This is a genomic window from Sphingomonas cellulosilytica (genome assembly GCF_052321755.1).
GTDB lineage: Bacteria > Pseudomonadota > Alphaproteobacteria > Sphingomonadales > Sphingomonadaceae > Sphingomonas.
Map to the genome: position 1 here is coordinate 180,126 of NZ_JBQRTT010000002.1, position 14,518 is coordinate 194,643.

General features: G+C 68.3%; 13 protein-coding genes. 5 read left to right on the forward strand and 8 right to left on the reverse strand.

Annotated features, from left to right (window positions below; translation table 11 throughout):
* Positions 1-71 precede the first annotated feature (71 nt).
* The 5 genes from ACTZQ5_RS04085 to ACTZQ5_RS04105 are packed head-to-tail and all read left to right on the forward strand — an operon-like array spanning position 72 to position 7,313.
* The gene (locus ACTZQ5_RS04085; protein ID WP_443583888.1) at positions 72-1,451 is read left to right on the forward strand and encodes an SWIM zinc finger family protein; all 1,380 of its coding nucleotides are present in this window, start codon (positions 72-74) and stop codon (positions 1,449-1,451) included.
* The gene (locus ACTZQ5_RS04090; RefSeq protein WP_443583889.1) at positions 1,444-2,838 is read left to right on the forward strand and encodes a DUF5691 domain-containing protein; all 1,395 of its coding nucleotides are present in this window, start codon (positions 1,444-1,446) and stop codon (positions 2,836-2,838) included. Before ACTZQ5_RS04085 ends, ACTZQ5_RS04090 begins: the two co-directional genes overlap by 8 nt.
* Entirely contained in the window at positions 2,835-3,914 is a 1,080-nt protein-coding gene (locus ACTZQ5_RS04095; protein ID WP_443583890.1) for an ATP-binding protein, read from the forward strand. The genes ACTZQ5_RS04090 and ACTZQ5_RS04095 overlap by 4 nt, the downstream gene beginning before the upstream one ends.
* 4 nt (positions 3,915-3,918) lie before the next feature.
* Entirely contained in the window at positions 3,919-6,144 is a 2,226-nt protein-coding gene (locus tag ACTZQ5_RS04100) for a DUF5682 family protein (RefSeq protein WP_443583891.1), read from the forward strand.
* Positions 6,141-7,313 carry a VWA domain-containing protein gene (locus ACTZQ5_RS04105; protein WP_443583892.1) on the forward strand — a complete coding sequence of 391 codons (1,173 nt, stop codon included), beginning with the start codon at positions 6,141-6,143 and terminating at the stop codon, positions 7,311-7,313. The genes ACTZQ5_RS04100 and ACTZQ5_RS04105 overlap by 4 nt, the downstream gene beginning before the upstream one ends.
* Positions 7,314-7,445: 132 nt before the next feature.
* Here ACTZQ5_RS04105 and ACTZQ5_RS04110 read toward each other — a convergent pair whose 3' ends face one another.
* The 8 genes from ACTZQ5_RS04110 to ACTZQ5_RS04145 form a co-directional block, all read right to left on the reverse strand.
* Complete coding sequence (locus tag ACTZQ5_RS04110; RefSeq protein ID WP_443583893.1) at positions 7,446-7,847, reverse strand: MarR family winged helix-turn-helix transcriptional regulator; 402 nt, start codon at positions 7,845-7,847, stop codon at positions 7,446-7,448.
* Positions 7,848-7,919: 72 nt separating this feature from the next.
* Positions 7,920-8,222, reverse strand: coding sequence for a cytochrome o ubiquinol oxidase subunit IV (locus ACTZQ5_RS04115; protein WP_443583894.1), 303 nt, complete (start codon positions 8,220-8,222; stop codon positions 7,920-7,922).
* Positions 8,219-8,845: a cytochrome c oxidase subunit 3 gene (locus tag ACTZQ5_RS04120; RefSeq protein ID WP_443583895.1), complete on the reverse strand. Its 627-nt coding sequence runs from the start codon at positions 8,843-8,845 to the stop codon at positions 8,219-8,221. The genes ACTZQ5_RS04115 and ACTZQ5_RS04120 overlap by 4 nt, the downstream gene beginning before the upstream one ends.
* A complete protein-coding gene (locus ACTZQ5_RS04125) occupies positions 8,842-10,941 on the reverse strand; it encodes a cbb3-type cytochrome c oxidase subunit I (RefSeq protein ID WP_443583896.1) in 2,100 nt (699 codons plus the stop codon). The genes ACTZQ5_RS04120 and ACTZQ5_RS04125 overlap by 4 nt, the downstream gene beginning before the upstream one ends.
* Positions 10,938-11,792, reverse strand: coding sequence for a ubiquinol oxidase subunit II (locus ACTZQ5_RS04130; RefSeq protein WP_443583897.1), 855 nt, complete (start codon positions 11,790-11,792; stop codon positions 10,938-10,940). The genes ACTZQ5_RS04125 and ACTZQ5_RS04130 overlap by 4 nt, the downstream gene beginning before the upstream one ends.
* The gene (locus ACTZQ5_RS04135; RefSeq protein WP_443583898.1) at positions 11,789-12,706 is read right to left on the reverse strand and encodes a glycoside hydrolase family 130 protein; all 918 of its coding nucleotides are present in this window, start codon (positions 12,704-12,706) and stop codon (positions 11,789-11,791) included. The genes ACTZQ5_RS04130 and ACTZQ5_RS04135 overlap by 4 nt, the downstream gene beginning before the upstream one ends.
* The gene (locus ACTZQ5_RS04140; RefSeq protein WP_443583899.1) at positions 12,703-13,554 is read right to left on the reverse strand and encodes a sugar phosphate isomerase/epimerase family protein; all 852 of its coding nucleotides are present in this window, start codon (positions 13,552-13,554) and stop codon (positions 12,703-12,705) included. The genes ACTZQ5_RS04135 and ACTZQ5_RS04140 overlap by 4 nt, the downstream gene beginning before the upstream one ends.
* A 99-nt stretch (positions 13,555-13,653) precedes the next feature.
* Positions 13,654-14,436 (reverse strand): SDR family NAD(P)-dependent oxidoreductase, encoded by a 783-nt coding sequence (locus ACTZQ5_RS04145; protein WP_443583900.1) that lies wholly within the window; start codon positions 14,434-14,436, stop codon positions 13,654-13,656.
* Between the last annotated feature and the right edge of the window lie 82 nt (positions 14,437-14,518).

The window sequence follows — 14,518 nt, forward strand, 5'->3', positions numbered from 1 at the left end:
GACCTGAAGCGAGTTGAGCTTTTGCGATTGCCCCGTATCATTCGAGGCAAGGGAAATGGTGCGGGGGCGGTGTGGCGATCGATTTGGTGGCGGTGGAACATCTTGCCACCGATCAGGCGTCGCTCAAGGCCGCTGCCGGACTTGCGAAGCCGGGGAAATGGTCGGGCATCGGCATCAGCGAAGACGAGGCGCTGATCTGGGGCCAATGTGCCGGATCGGGAGCCAATCCCTATCGGGTGATGGCCGATCTTCGCGACAGGGGAAGCAAGTGTACCTGCCCATCGCGCAAATTCCCGTGCAAACATGCCCTTGCCCTGTTGTGGCTGAGGGCGGAGGCGATCGTTCCCTTCGCGGTGGCCGAACCACCGGAATGGGTGGGCGAATGGCTGGCGCGTCGGCGCGCGACCGGTGGCGTGCCCAAGGGGACGAAAGCGGTAGTGGACAAGGATCTGGACGCGGCCCGATCCGCCGGTCCCGAGCCTGTTTACGATGCGAAGACTGCGGCGCGACGCGGCGCGGCCAGCGCCAGACGAACCGAAGATACCGAGCGCCTGATCCTGGAGGCGCTGGACGCGCTGGAGCAATGGGTCGGCGATCAGCTTCGTCTGGGGCTTGGCGGCTTCGTCGATGATGTGACCGCACGCTGTCGCCGGATCGCGGCACGGCTGGTCGATGGCAAGGCCGCGGCTCTGGCGGGGCATGTCGACGAGATGCCCGCGCGACTGCTGGTTCTGCCAGGTGGCGACAGGATGCGCGGCGCGCTGGTGGAACTGGCGCGACTGGTCCTGCTCGCGCGTGGGTTCCGGTCCGACCCGCGGGATCCCGAACTGCGTCGGGCCGTTGCCTCTGCCGAACATCGCGAGACGCTGCTCGCCGATCCGGCCGCGATGCGTGTGACCGCCGCCTGGGAGGTGCTCGCCGAGCGGATGCGCACACGCCGCGATGGACTGGTGTCGCAGACGACCTGGCTGCTCAACCTGACCGCCGGGCCACGCTTTGCGATGCTGCTCGATGTTTTCCCCGCCAGCGCCGGGCGACGCGCTTCGGCATTTACGCCAGGCGAGCAATTCGTCGGCGAACTGCTTTTCTACCCCGCGCGACTGCCGCTGCGAGCGTTGCTGATCCAGCGGGAGGCGGCGCTCGTCGATGGACCGCCCATCGACTGGCCCCTGCCCGGCGAGTCGCCGGAGGCGGCGCTGACCGCGCCGCTGCTCGCCGAGCCCTGGGCCGCCGAACGGCCGGTCCTGCTTCCGCCGGGACGTATCGGTTTCGATCGGGCGGGCGCACCATGGTGGCAACCGCGCGAGGGGGCCGCGCCCTTGCCGCTGGCGGGTGAGGTCGAGGGGCTGGCCACCGGGACCGAGTTGATCCGCTCGGCCGCCTTATGGTCGGGCAGCCGGCTGGAGATGCTGGCGATGCAGACGCCCTGGGGGCGCATCGGCCATGGCTGACGCGATCCTCGACGCGCTCGGCCCGGTGCTGACGCGCTGGACCATGGGCGGTAGCGCGGCCGCTCACGCCCCTGCCGCCTGGTGCGCCGTGCTGGGCACCGATGCGCGGGAAGCGGAACTGCGGCTGCTGGCGCTGTCCGGCCATTTTCTTGGCACGCTCGCGACCACGCAACCCACGGGTGACGCGCGTCCACGTGGCGACATTCCGGCGCTGGCCCGGCCACCGCTTGCCGACGCGCTTCGCCCGCGCGCGCGGCGTCTGCTCCCGCAGATGCGCGATGCACAGATGCGCCGCCATCTGCTCGATCTTGTCGACGCGCGCGGCTGGACCCTGCATCCCGGCGACTGGATGCCCCGTCCCGATGAGGACGTGCCCGACATCTATGCACCATGGCAGGACTGGGCCGCCTCGGGATCGCCATCGGTGGCCCCGGAAGCGCTGAGCGCCACAAATTGGGACGACTTCGCCCCCGCCGCGCGGCATGTCGCTTTTGCCGCTTTGCGACGGCGGGATCCTGTGCAGGCAAGCCAGTTGATGGCGGAAAGGATCGCCGGTGAACCCGCCGATCGCCGCGTGCGCCTGCTTGAGCTATTGGCAGCAGGACTGTCGGACGCCGACCGGCCGCTGCTGGAGCGGCTGGCCGGTGATCGCGCACCACGCGTCAGGCAGCTCGCCACCGCGCTGCTCGCGCGCCTGGGCCATGGCACGCATGACGATGAGCATGGCGCGGAACTCGCCGCCTTCTTCACCATCCAAACCAGGGGGCTGTTGCGGCGTACCCGCGTGATCGTGGCGCAGGCGGTAAAGACCGCTGCCCAGCGACACCGTCGCGACACCTTGTTCCAGACGCCGTCCTTCGACGGGTTCGCCCAGGCGCTGGGCCTCGCCCCGACGGAACTGGTCGCCGCCTGGCGCTGGGGTGAGGATATGGCCGGCGATCAGCAGCTGGCGGCCATGGCGGCCCGCTCCGCCAGCGACGCGATCGTCGAGACGCTGGCGGACGCGCCCAGCACAGGCCATGCGCATACGCTGATCGCGCTTCTGCCCCGCCTGTCTCCGCGCCGGCGCCATCAAGCCGCCACGCGACTGCTGGGCGCGCAGGATGCCAGATTCGCGATGGTGCTGGCGATAGCCGGTGGCGCTGGCGGCATTGATGATGCCATCCGGACGCCCGCCGGAACGGCGCTCGTCGACGCCCTTAAAGCGGACAATCAAGGGGCCGGGGATCACGCCGACGAGTTGCTGGCTCTCGGCCTGATCGCCTCGCGGAGCGCCGCGCGACAGGCGCTCGACCAACTGGCTGCGGCGGGGCTGATCGCCTCCGATCCGCGCCTCGACATGCTGCGGCTCAATGCTGCGCTGGACAACAGGAGACCGACCGAATGAGCGAGACGCTACGCCTGCCCGCCGAGGAGGTCTATGCTGGCGAGCTTGCCGCGCTCGCGGTGGATGATGTCGACCGGCGCCCACCCGGCTGGGCATTGTCACCGAAGCGCGTCGTCATCTATCTGATGGGCGGCACCGCGCCCGGCGGCACCGCGATCACGCCCAAGTACGTCGGTGACCGGCGGTTGATCGAGACGGCGGTAGCGACACTCGCCACCGACCGCGCGCTGCTGCTGCTCGGGGTGCCGGGCACGGCCAAATCCTGGGTGTCCGAGCATCTGTCGGCCGCGATCACCGGCGATTCGACGATGGTGATCCAATGCACCGCCGGGACCGACGAAAACCAGGTCCGCTATGGCTGGAACTATGCGCAACTGCTCGCGCACGGGCCGAGCCGGCAGGCGCTGGTTCCGACGCCGCTGATGCGCGCGATGGAGTCGGGCAAGCTGTGCCGCATGGAGGAGCTGACCCGGATGGGATCGGACGTGCAGGACACGCTGATCACCGTCCTGTCCGAAAAGATGATGCCGATCCCCGAGTTGAACGACGCGGTCTATGCCCGGCGCGGATTCAACATCATCGCCACCGCCAACACCCGCGACAAGGGCGTCAACGAGTTGAGCTCGGCGCTGAAGCGGCGGTTCAACGTCGTCGTCCTGCCGCTGCCCGACAGCGCCGACGAGGAAGTGGCGATCATCGTCAGGCGCGTCGGCGAGATGGCGCACAGCCTCGACCTGCCAACACCAAAGAATGTCGCCGAGGAAGTGGCGCGGGTCGTCGCGATGTTCCGCGAACTGCGCGCCGGGTCGACCGAGGACGGCAAGGTCGCGCTGAAATCCCCCTCGGGCGGGCTGTCCACCGCCGAGGCGATCGGCGTGATGGTCGGCGGGATCAGCCAGGCGACCTTCTTCAACGACGGGCGTCTCACCCCCGACATGCTCGCCGCCAATGTGATCGGCGCGGTGGTGAAAGACCCGGTGCAGGACAAGGCGGTGCTGGGCGAGTATCTGGAAACCGTGCTCAAGAAGCGGCGCGGGTTCGAGGGCTATTACGCCTCGCTGACCGAACTGATCTGACGCGATGGCGGCGGAGGTCTCGCTGTTCGGCGTTCGCCACCACGGCCCCGGTTCCGCGCGCCGGCTGGTGGAGGCGCTCGACGCGCTGGCGCCCGCGACGGTGCTGATCGAGGGACCGGCCGACGCCTCGCACCTGCTGCCGATGCTGGCCGATCCGGCGATGGCGACGCCGGTGGCGCTGCTGACCTATGCCGAGGACGATCCCGCGAACGCCAGTTTCTTCCCCTTTGCGGACTATTCGCCCGAATATCAGGCGGCGCGCTGGGCGGTGGCGCATGGCGCGGAGGTCCGCTTCATCGATCTTCCCGCATCGGACCGGCTGGGCGGCCAAGGCTCCGCCATCGGCGAGGCGCCGGAGATCAACGCCGACGACGATCCGATCGCCCGCGATCCCATCGGTACGCTCGCCATGGCGGCCGGCTATGACGATGGCGAGTCGTGGTGGGTTGACGTCATCGAGGAAAATCCCGCCTCGACGACGGTGTTCGCCGCGGTGGCCGATGCCATGACCGCGCTGCGCAGCGAAGCCGCTCCCCCATCCATGCGCGAGGCGGCGCGGGAGGCGCATATGCGCATCGAGATCGCACGCGCTGCCAAGGAAAGCGTCGGCCCGGTCGCCGTGGTGTGCGGCGCCTGGCATGTCCCCGCGTTGGCCGCCAGGAGCAGTCTGTCCGCCGACCGCGCTTTGCTCAAGGGGCGACCGAGGGCGAAGACGAAGGCGACCTGGGCACCCTGGACCGCGCCGCGCCTCGCCCGCGCGAGCGGCTATGGCGCCGGGGTCGTCGCGCCGGGATGGTTCGCGCATCTCTGGGACACGCGCCACGCCAGCGACCGCGACGCGATCTGGCTCGCCCGGATCGCGCGGGTGATGCGCGAGCGCGGCCATTTCGTCTCCACCGCGTCGGTGATCGAAGCACAGCGGCTGGGACATGCGCTGGCCGCGCTGCGCGGGCGGCCGCATCCCGGCTTCGAGGAACTGCGCGAGGCGGCGATCGCCTGCCTGTGCCAGGGCGAACGCGCGATGTGGGATGACATCGCAGCCGAATTGCTGATCGGGTCGGCGGTCGGGGTGATCCCGGCCGACACGCCGCTGGCTCCCTTGCTCGAGGATCTGCAACGCCAGCAAAAGGCGGTGCGGCTAAAACCGGAGGCGCTGGAACGCGCGCTGACGCTGGACCTGCGCAGCGACAGCGGGCTGGCGCGCTCGACGCTGCTGCACCGGCTGAACGCGCTCGAGGTGCCATGGGGGCATCTGGCCGATGCCGGGCGCAGTCGCGGCACGTTCCGCGAGAACTGGATATTGGCGTGGCAGCCCGAATATGCCGTGCGGCTGGTCGAGAACCTCGTCCATGGCTCGACCATCGCCGAAGCCGCCGACGGGCGGCTAGGCGAAGCGATGGGGATGGAAGCCGACCTCGGCACGCTGGCGGAATTGGTGCGCCGTGCGATGATCGCCGATCTGCCGCGCGCGACCCAGGCGGGCATCGTCCTGCTCGAAGACCGGGCCGCCCTCACCAGCGACTGCCAGGCGCTGCTCGCCGCCCTGCCGCCCATGGCCGACATCCTGCGCTATGGCGAGGCACGAAGCGGGACGGTCGGGCACCTCGCCGGACTGATGCCCCGCATCGTGGTGCAGGCGGCGCTCGCCTTCCCCTATGCCGCGCGCAACCTGGATGCCGAGGCCGGCGGAGCGCTGCGTGGTGCGATCCTGGCGGCGGAGGGGGCGATCCGACTGGCGGAGCTGGCGCCGGACGTGGTCGCGACCTGGCACGCGGCGTTGCGCAAGCTGTTCGACGACGACCGGACGACCCGCCTGATCGCCGGGTCCGCCGCGCGCCTGCTCTACGAGGCGGAGGAACTGTCCGCCGACGAAGCGGCCACGCTGCTCGCCCGGATGCTGTCGCCGGGAACGTCGGTTGCCGAGGCAGCCGGCTATTTCGAAGGCTTTCTGGAGGGCGCGGGGCAACGGCTGATCCATGACACGGCCTTGCGCGAGGCGGTCGACGCCTGGCTTTCCACGCTGGAGGAGGACGCGTTCGTTGCCAACCTGCCGCTGTTCCGGCGGGTCTTCTCCGCCCTCGACCGCAACGAGCGTCGGCGGTTGATGGACGCCGCGCTCGGACGATCCGGCAACGGTGCGCGTGGCTATCGGCTGTTGCCGGGGGCCGCCGCGATCTGGCCCGCGCACGAAGCCCGCGTGATCGCGCTGATGACCGGAGCGCGGCCATGAACGAGGACCAACGCGGCCGCCGCTGGACGCTCGCCCTGGGTGCCGAAGGCGACGACGCGGAGGGTGTGCCCCTGTCCGACAGCGATCGCCGTATGTCGATGGCGCTGTCCGCGCTCTACGGTGATGGCGAGGAAGGGAAGAAGGGGCGCGGCGGCCTTGGCGGATCGGCACCGCGCGTCGCCAAATGGCTGGGTGATATCCGCGACTTCTTCCCCGCACCGGTCGTCCAGGTGATCCAGCAGGACGCCTTCCATCGCAAGGGCCTGCGCCAGATGCTGCTGGAGCCGGAGTTCCTGGCGACGGTCGAGGCGGACGTGAACCTCGTCGCCGATCTGATCGCCTTGCGCGGGGTGATGCCGGAAAAGACGAAGGAGACGGCGCGCATCGTGATCGCGAAGGTGGTCGCGGCGCTGCTGGCACGGCTCGAGGCACGCACAGCCGAGGCGATCCGTGGCGCGCTCGATCGGTCGCGACGGACCAATCGTCCGCGTTTCGCCGATATAGACTGGCCGCGCACCATCCGCGCCAATCTCGGCCATTATCAGCCCGAGCATCGCACGGTGGTCCCCGAACGCCTGATCGGCTTCATGCGCCAGCAGCGGCGCATCGTCGATCTGGACGAGGTGATCCTGTGCGTCGACCAGTCGGGATCGATGGCCAGTTCGGTGGTCTATGCCTCCATCTTCGCGGCGGTGATGGCATCGCTGCCGGTCGTCGCGACCAAACTCGTCTGCTTCGACACCGCGATCATCGACCTCACCAGGGAACTGGCCGATCCGGTCGAGGTGCTGTTCGGCGTCCAGCTTGGCGGTGGCACCGACATCAACCGCGCGGTCGCCTATTGCGAGGACCGGATCGAGCGACCCGGCAAGGCGCATCTCGTGCTCGTCACCGACCTTTACGAAGGCGGCGACGCCGAGGCGCTGGTCGATCGGCTTGCTCGGCTGGCGGTATCGGGCGTCAACGTGATCGTTCTGCTCGCGCTCACCGATACAGGGCGACCGTCCTATGACCCGCATCTTGCGGGGCGGGTGGCATCGCTGGGTATCCCCGTGTTCGCCTGCACGCCTGACCAGTTTCCCGAACTGATGGCGACAGCGCTTCGCCGCGACGATGTACATGGCTGGGCCGCCGATCGTGACATCAAGCTGGTTCGTTCGGATGAGTAAGGCCGCACGGCTCGCCGTGAAGATGACGTCACGCGGCTTTGGAGGTAGGATCATCTGACAATCTGAGTGCCGTCCCCTGTCCCCTCGGGCGCGCCGACGCAATCGTGCGCGTGACCGCCGTTCGCGCGGCTCTCAGATCCGCAGCAGGATGTTGGCGAGCAGGGGGCGGATGCGGCGCAGTTCACCGCGGTGCGCCTCGGCGAGGTGTTCGATCAATTCCTCGCCCTTTTCGGTGAGCGACACGGGCACGCGCCGCCGGTCGCCGTCCGTCTCGCGCCGTTCGACCAGTTCCTGTTTGGCCAGCCGGTCGATGAGGCCGGTCACGCTGTTCGGCCGCAGCGCCAGTTGCTGGGCGAGCTCGCCGATCAGCATCGCCGCATCGGGCGCCGCACGGATGGCGAGCATCGCCTGATGCTGCTGCGGAGTCAGGCCGGCACCCTGCGCTGCCGTCTCGCTAAAGGAGAGGAATTCGCGCAGCTCCCGGCGGAAACCGGCCAGCGCACGATATTCCTCTTCGGTGATCGCTCTACCCATGTCATTCTAATTGCACGATCTTGGCTTGAGTTCCACGTCGTAATACGAAACATCGGTTAGCGGCTGGGGCGGTCAGTGCATCCGGGTCGCCAGATTGCCCAGCACCACCAGGGTTCCTGCGACCATCAACACCACGATCAGACTGGAGAAGAGCAGGAGCATCAGGTCGTGCCGGGACGAGCGGCCGAGGCCGATATGGAGAAAACAGCGGAAGTGGACGACGGCCTGCACCAGCGCCAAGGCAAAGACCACGGCGAGCGTCGTGCCTCGATCGGCGACGTGCCAATGGACCCCGGCGAATGCGGCCCCGGTCAGGAGCAGTGCCAGCACCAGGCCGACGACGTAGGATCGCGTCTCGCGTGCCCGTTCGCTCATGCCGCCAGCCCCTGCAGATAGACGACCGAGAAGATCGCGATCCAGACGATATCGAGGAAGTGCCAGAACAGCCCCAGGCGCAGCAGGTTGATCTTCACGCGCTCATCGAGACCGAGCGTCACCACCTGTACCGCCATGACGATGATCCACAGGCATCCTGTCGTGACATGCAGCCCGTGCAGCGGCACCAGCGCGAAGAACCCCGACAGGAAGCCACTGCGCTGCGGCCAGGCATCGTGCGCGAACATGGTCGCGAAATCGCGCAACTCCATGACGAGGAAGCCGATGCCGAGCAGCAGCGTGATCGCCATCCAGCCCAGCAGTCGAGCCCGCGAATCCCGGTATTTGAGCGACAGCGACGCCATGCCCCAGGTAAAGCTGCTGGCGAGCAACAGGCAGGTTTCGATGAAGGCCGGGCGCAGTTCGAGCACGTCCCGCGGCGTCGGGCCGCCGGCCGTCCCCGCCAGCATCACACCATAGGTGGCGAAGAGCAGCGCGAAGATGATCGCATCGCTCATCAGGAACAGCCAGAAGCCGAACAGGCCCTGTTCGGCCTCGCGATCGGGCACGTCGGCGTGATCGTCCAGCACCGGGCCGGGATGGGGCGCGCGGACGGCGGTCATGCCGCCGCCTCTGCCGCGGGGTCGGCGACGCCGCGATTGGCGGTGCTGATCTCGAGCGCGCGGGTGATCGCCGGCGTCCGCTTCACGGTATCGCGCCAGTGGCGGTCGGTCGCCTCGACCTCAGCGGCCGGGATGGTCCGGTCGACGTTGCGCACGGCGCTGCGGGCGATGACGGTCGCGACGACCGCGACCATGCCGACGATCGCCAGCCACCAGGCGTGCCATACCAGACCCAGTGCCGTGAGCAGGGCGGCGATGCCGATCACCGGCCCCAGCGCACTCGGCCGCGGCGTGGCGATGGGCTCGTAACGGTCGGGCGGCGCGATGGCGGGGCCGTCATGCTTGCCGTCGTAGAAGGGATAGGGTCCGTCCACCTGCGGCGGCACCGCGAAATTATACTCGGGCGGCGGCGAGGAGGTCGCCCATTCCAGGCCGCGGCCGTCCCACGGATCGCCCGCCCACACCTCCGTCGCGTGGCGATTGCGGATGCTGACCCACAGTTGCACCACCAGCGATGCGAGTGCCGCAAGCACCACGAAGGCTCCTGCCAGCGCGACGTAGAGCCAGGGGCGGAAATCGGGCTCCAGGATCTCGGCGGTGCGCCGCGCCATGCCGCTCGCCCCCAGCACGTACAGCGGCATGAAGGCGAGATAGAAGCCGATCACCCAGCAGCCGAAGGCGATCCGGCCCCAGCGTTCGTCGAGGCGGAAGCCGAACGCCTTGGGGAACCAGTAATGATAGCCGGCGAGCAGGCCGTAGAGCAGGCCCGGGATCAGCATGTTGTGGAAATGCGCGACCAGGAACAGGGTGTTGTGGAACACGTAATCGAGCGGCGGGATCGCCAGCACGATGCCGCTGAGGCCGCCCAGCGTAAACGTCACCATGAAGGCGAGCGCGTACAGCATCGGCACGGTGAAGCGCACCCGCCCGCGGAACATCGTCCAGATCCAGTCATAGATCTTGACGCCTGTCGGGATGCCGATCGTCATCGTCGCGATGCCGAACACGGCATTGAGGTTCGCCGACTGCCCCATGGTGAAGAAATGGTGGACCCACACCGTGAAGCTGAGCACCGCGATCGTCATCGTCGCGATGACGAGCGACGTATAGCCGTACAGGCGCTTGCCGGAAAACGTCGAGACGACTTCGGAATAGATGCCGAAGGCGGGGAGGATGAGGATGTAGACCTCCGGATGGCCGAACAGCCAGAACAGATTGGCATAGTTCATCATGTTGCCACCAAGCGCGTTGGTGAACATGTGGAAGCCGAGATAGCGGTCGAGCGCGAGCAGCGCGGTGGCGACGGTCAGCGGCGGCATGGCGAAGATCATCAGGATCGCGGTGCACAGCGACGTCCAGCAGAACAGCTGCATCCGCATCAGCGTCATGCCCGGGCAGCGCAGCTTGTAGATGGTGCAGGCGATGTTGATCCCGCCCAGCGTCGAGCCGATCGATCCCAGCGTCACCGCCCAGATCCAGTAATCCGGCCCGACGTCCGGGCTGAAGGCAAGGCCGGTATAGGGCGGATAGCCCGTCCAGCCGCCGGTCGAGAACCGGCCGACCACCAGCGACACCATCATCAGCACCGCGCCAGCGCCGGTCAGCCACAGCGCGACCGAATTGGCCCAGGGAAACGCCATGTCCCGCGCGCCGATCTGCAGCGGCATGATATAGTTGATGAGGCCGGTGATGAACGGCATCGCCATGAAGAAGATCATGATCGAACCGTGGGTGGAAAACAGCTGCGCGAAATGGTCGGAGGACAGCACGCCCGCATGCTCGATCGCGGTCGCCTGCTGCACGCGCATCAGCACCGCCTCGATGATCGCGCGCGCCATCATCACGAACGCGACGACGATATACATGATGCCGATCTTCTTGTGATCGAGACTGGTCAGCCAGTCGCGCCACAGCGTGCCCCACAGGCGATAGCGGGTCAGCAGCAGCACCAGCGCCGCGGCGGCGACGATCACCAGCATGGCGGCACCGGCGGCGATGCCCTCGGACAGGCTGGGGTGCTGCCAGGCGCGCACGATCGGCAGGTCTGTCCACGCGAAGCGGCCGAGCAGCGCCGGCAAAACGGGTGTGGCGCTCATCGCGCGGTTTCCCTCATCACGTGATGGAACAGGCCGGGCGGGACGCTGGCGTAGAACGACGGCTGCGGTGCGACCGCCCGGCGCGACAGCTGCGACCAGGCCGCCGCGTCGAACGGTCGGGCACCGGCGCGAACCCGCGCCAGCCAGGCGGCATAGTCACGCGGCGGCAGCGCCAGGACGGTGAATTTTTGCTTCGGAAAGCCGTTTCCATTATATTGCACGTTCGCCCCCCGATAGATCCCGGGCCGATCAGCGCGCAGGTTCAACTGCGTCCGCATCGCCGGCATCGCGTAGATTTGCCCGCCCAATCGCGGGATCATCATCGATTGCATCACGGTGGCGCTGGTGAGATCGAGCCGCACCGGGCGCCCCACGGGGATCGCCAGCTGGTCCACCGCGGCGACGCGCGCGTCCGGGTAGACGAACAGCCATTTCCAATCGAGCGCCACCGCCTGCACCACCAAGGGCGCCGCCGCCTCCCCCGACGCGGCGGGCAGCGGGCGATAGGGATCGTCGCGATGCGTCGCACGCCACAAGAACACCGACAGCAGCACGACGATCGCCACCGGCGGGAGCCAGATAAACCCCTCCAGCCCCCAGGAGAACGCCCATTTGGGGCGATAGGCATGATGCCGGTTCGCCCGCCGGTAATGCCAGGCGACGAGCGGCACCAGCAGCAGCACCGGCGCCGCGACGAAGGCGAGCACGATGGCGACCACCGCGAACAGATGGCGCTGGTTGTCCGCCACCGGACCGGCGGCGGCGAGGAAGCCATGCGACAGGGCCGCGCAGCCGCCGAGGGCGAGCGGCAGCACCAGCAGCACCACGCCGGCACGAAGCGCGCGCCTCAAGGCAGCCGCCGGATCGTGGCGCGGCGCAATTCGCGGTCGTTGCGCGAGTAATAGAGCCAAATCCGTCCTTCGCGCACCACGGCGGAGGCGGCGAAGGCGATGTCGCGTGGCCCGTCGACGTCGTCGGGCGGCGCGATCAGCGGCGCTTCGCCACGCGCGACGGTGCGAGCGAGGTCCGGGGTGAAGGCGACCCAGCCGATGCCCCAGTTCGCCTGCGCGTCGGCACCGTTGTAGAACATGATCGGGCAGTCGGGATCGCCGGTCAGCAGCGGCCCGGTCGACAGGTGATAATCGTCCCACATCGACGGGCGGAGCGTGAAGGGATCGCCGCGGTGGTGCCAATCCGCGTCCGGCCCGGTGCCATCGGCGAGGCCGATCAGCGAATGGCCGTCATGCGCATATTCGTAGAGCAGCCGCCAGCAATCGCCATCGCGCATCACCGCCGCTTCCTTGCTGTTGCGTTCGCTCTTGCTGTTGCGCAGCGCGACGCCGCGCTTGGTCAGCGACGCCATGTCCGGTCCGGTGGCGTACAGCATGTGGCCGGTGCCGCCACCGTCGACGCCGGTGTAGAGCACGGTATAGCCGTCGTCGGTGCGCACCACCGTGGGGTCTTCGCAGCCGGCGGCATCGTCACCGGTGCCGCCGACGATCGCCGGCGCATCGGCCATGCGGAACAGCGCGCCGTCGCTGCCGCTGCGGCCATACCAGATGCGGCCTGAATCCGTGTCCGCCGCGCCTTCGGCGGGCACGGCGCGCAGCAGCATGTGGAAACCGGAATCGCCCGGTTCCTGCCAGACGTACGGGCTCATCAGGTCGCGCTTGAGCAGCACGTCCGGGCCGAAGATCGCGATGTCGTCGATCCGCTCGACCGCGAAGCCGATGTCGGGTCGGGCTACGCTCCCCTTCCCGCTCATGCCGCCGCCGCCCACGCCTGCGCCAGTCCGGCACGGCTGCGCGCGATCACCGCGTCGAGGTCCGTCGCGTAGAGGGAATCGTCGACGTCGATCGAGAAGATCTCGACCACATAAGGGCGGTCGTATCCGGTGCGGCGCGTCGCCGCGAGCAACGCGGCGAGCGGAATGCTGCCGTCGCCCGGCACGATGCGATCGGCGAACGAGCGCGGGCGCCGCCAGTCGCTCGCCTGCACCGTGAAGATGCGATCCCCCGCCCGCGCGATCGCGCCCTCGACATCGTCGTTCTGCCAGATGTTCCAATAGTCGAGGCACAGGCCGACCGCGTCGCTGCCGCTGTCGGCGATCACGTCGAGCGCCTGGCCGATCGTCCAGATGGCACTTTCGACGTTCACCGAGGTGGGGTTGAGCGGCTCCAGCGCCAACAGCACGCCATGGTCGGCGGCGACCCGCCCCAGCTCGCCGAGTTCCTGCGCGACGACGCGCATCGCGTCCGCCATGTCGCCCTTGGGATGGGCGCCGGTGTTGGTGATGAAGGGCACGCCCGGCGCGTATTTCGCGAGCCGCTCGATCGTGCCGCGCAGGGCGGCGACGCGGTCCTGCAATGCCGGCGGGTCGGGCATCATCCGGCTGGAGAAGAAGGTGCGCACGCGCGGCTGGACGCCGCTGATCGTCAGGCCGGCGGCGGCGATGGATGCCATCTGATCGGCCAGGCGAGCATCGTCCAGCTTGGCCTCCACCACCTCGATCGCGTCGACGCCGCCTGCCGCATAATGCGCGACATCCTCGTCGAACGACCATGGTTGCGTGGTGAATTCACTGATCCCGAAAACGAATGCCCCGTCTGCCATGCGCGCCTCCCTAGCGGCACTAAACCATTTCGCTGCACGAAATATCCATTAAGCAGGATTACTGATTCCGATGAGGCCCGGTCGAACCGTCGCCCGCGCCTATGCCCCCGTGCCCTGCAACAGCGACAGCCCCCCATCCATCACGATCTGCGCACCGGTGATGTACGCGCCCGCCGGAGAGGCGAGGAACACCGCCAGCCCCGCCACTTCGTCCGGGCGCCCGGCACGGCCCGCGGGGATGTTGCGCTCCAGCGATTCGCGATAGTCGGCATCGTGGAGCGCCTTGTCGTTCATCGGCGTCAGGATCATCCCCGGCGCGATCGCATTGACCGTGATGCCGCGCTTGGCGACCTCGATCGCCAGCGTCCGGGTCAGGTTCGCCTGCCCGCCCTTCGCCGCGTCGTAATCGGCACCGCCGGTGCGCATCGCGAAGGCGTGGATCGAGGTGATGTTGACGATCGCCCCCGGCCGTCCGGTCGGTTGCAGATCGCGCACGAAGCGGCGGCAGGTGAGGAAACTGCCGGTCAGGTCGGTGGCGAGCAGCCGGTTCCATTGCTCCAGTTGCATGTCGGCGACCTTTACGCCGCTCATGTTCAGCCCGGCCGAATTGACCAGGATGTCCGGCACGCCGAGCGCATCGGCGACCGCGTCATAGCCCTGTTCGACCGAGGCTTCGTCGGCGACATCGACCTGCACCGCAAAGCCGCGGCCACCCAGCGCCTGGACCGCGCGCACGCCGCTGTCGGCGGCATCCTTGTCCTTGAAATAGAAGATGCCGACGTCCGCCCCCGCCGCGGCAAGTGCGGCAACGCAGGCAGCCCCGATCCCGGATTCACCCCCGGTGACGATGGCGATACGATGCTGGAGCGTGGACGACGACATAAAACGGGCTTCCTTCGCATGACGAGATAAAGCCGGAACCGTCGAGCCGCTGGAACGCTCCACCGCCAGCGCAATTAGAAAG

Bases quoted from the DNA above. Each gene is read 5' to 3' on its own strand.
- ACTZQ5_RS04090 (WP_443583889.1), top strand. From the start codon at position 1,444: ATGGCTGACGCGATCCTCGACGCGCTCGGCCCGGTGCTGACGCGCTGG.
- ACTZQ5_RS04095 (WP_443583890.1), top strand. From the start codon at position 2,835: ATGAGCGAGACGCTACGCCTGCCCGCCGAGGAGGTCTATGCTGGCGAG.
- ACTZQ5_RS04100 (WP_443583891.1), top strand. From the start codon at position 3,919: ATGGCGGCGGAGGTCTCGCTGTTCGGCGTTCGCCACCACGGCCCCGGT.
- ACTZQ5_RS04105 (WP_443583892.1), top strand. From the start codon at position 6,141: ATGAACGAGGACCAACGCGGCCGCCGCTGGACGCTCGCCCTGGGTGCC.
- ACTZQ5_RS04110 (WP_443583893.1), bottom strand. From the start codon at position 7,847: ATGGGTAGAGCGATCACCGAAGAGGAATATCGTGCGCTGGCCGGTTTC.
- ACTZQ5_RS04115 (WP_443583894.1), bottom strand. From the start codon at position 8,222: ATGAGCGAACGGGCACGCGAGACGCGATCCTACGTCGTCGGCCTGGTG.
- ACTZQ5_RS04120 (WP_443583895.1), bottom strand. From the start codon at position 8,845: ATGACCGCCGTCCGCGCGCCCCATCCCGGCCCGGTGCTGGACGATCAC.
- ACTZQ5_RS04125 (WP_443583896.1), bottom strand. From the start codon at position 10,941: ATGAGCGCCACACCCGTTTTGCCGGCGCTGCTCGGCCGCTTCGCGTGG.
- ACTZQ5_RS04135 (WP_443583898.1), bottom strand. From the start codon at position 12,706: ATGAGCGGGAAGGGGAGCGTAGCCCGACCCGACATCGGCTTCGCGGTC.
- ACTZQ5_RS04140 (WP_443583899.1), bottom strand. From the start codon at position 13,554: ATGGCAGACGGGGCATTCGTTTTCGGGATCAGTGAATTCACCACGCAA.
- ACTZQ5_RS04145 (WP_443583900.1), bottom strand. From the start codon at position 14,436: ATGTCGTCGTCCACGCTCCAGCATCGTATCGCCATCGTCACCGGGGGT.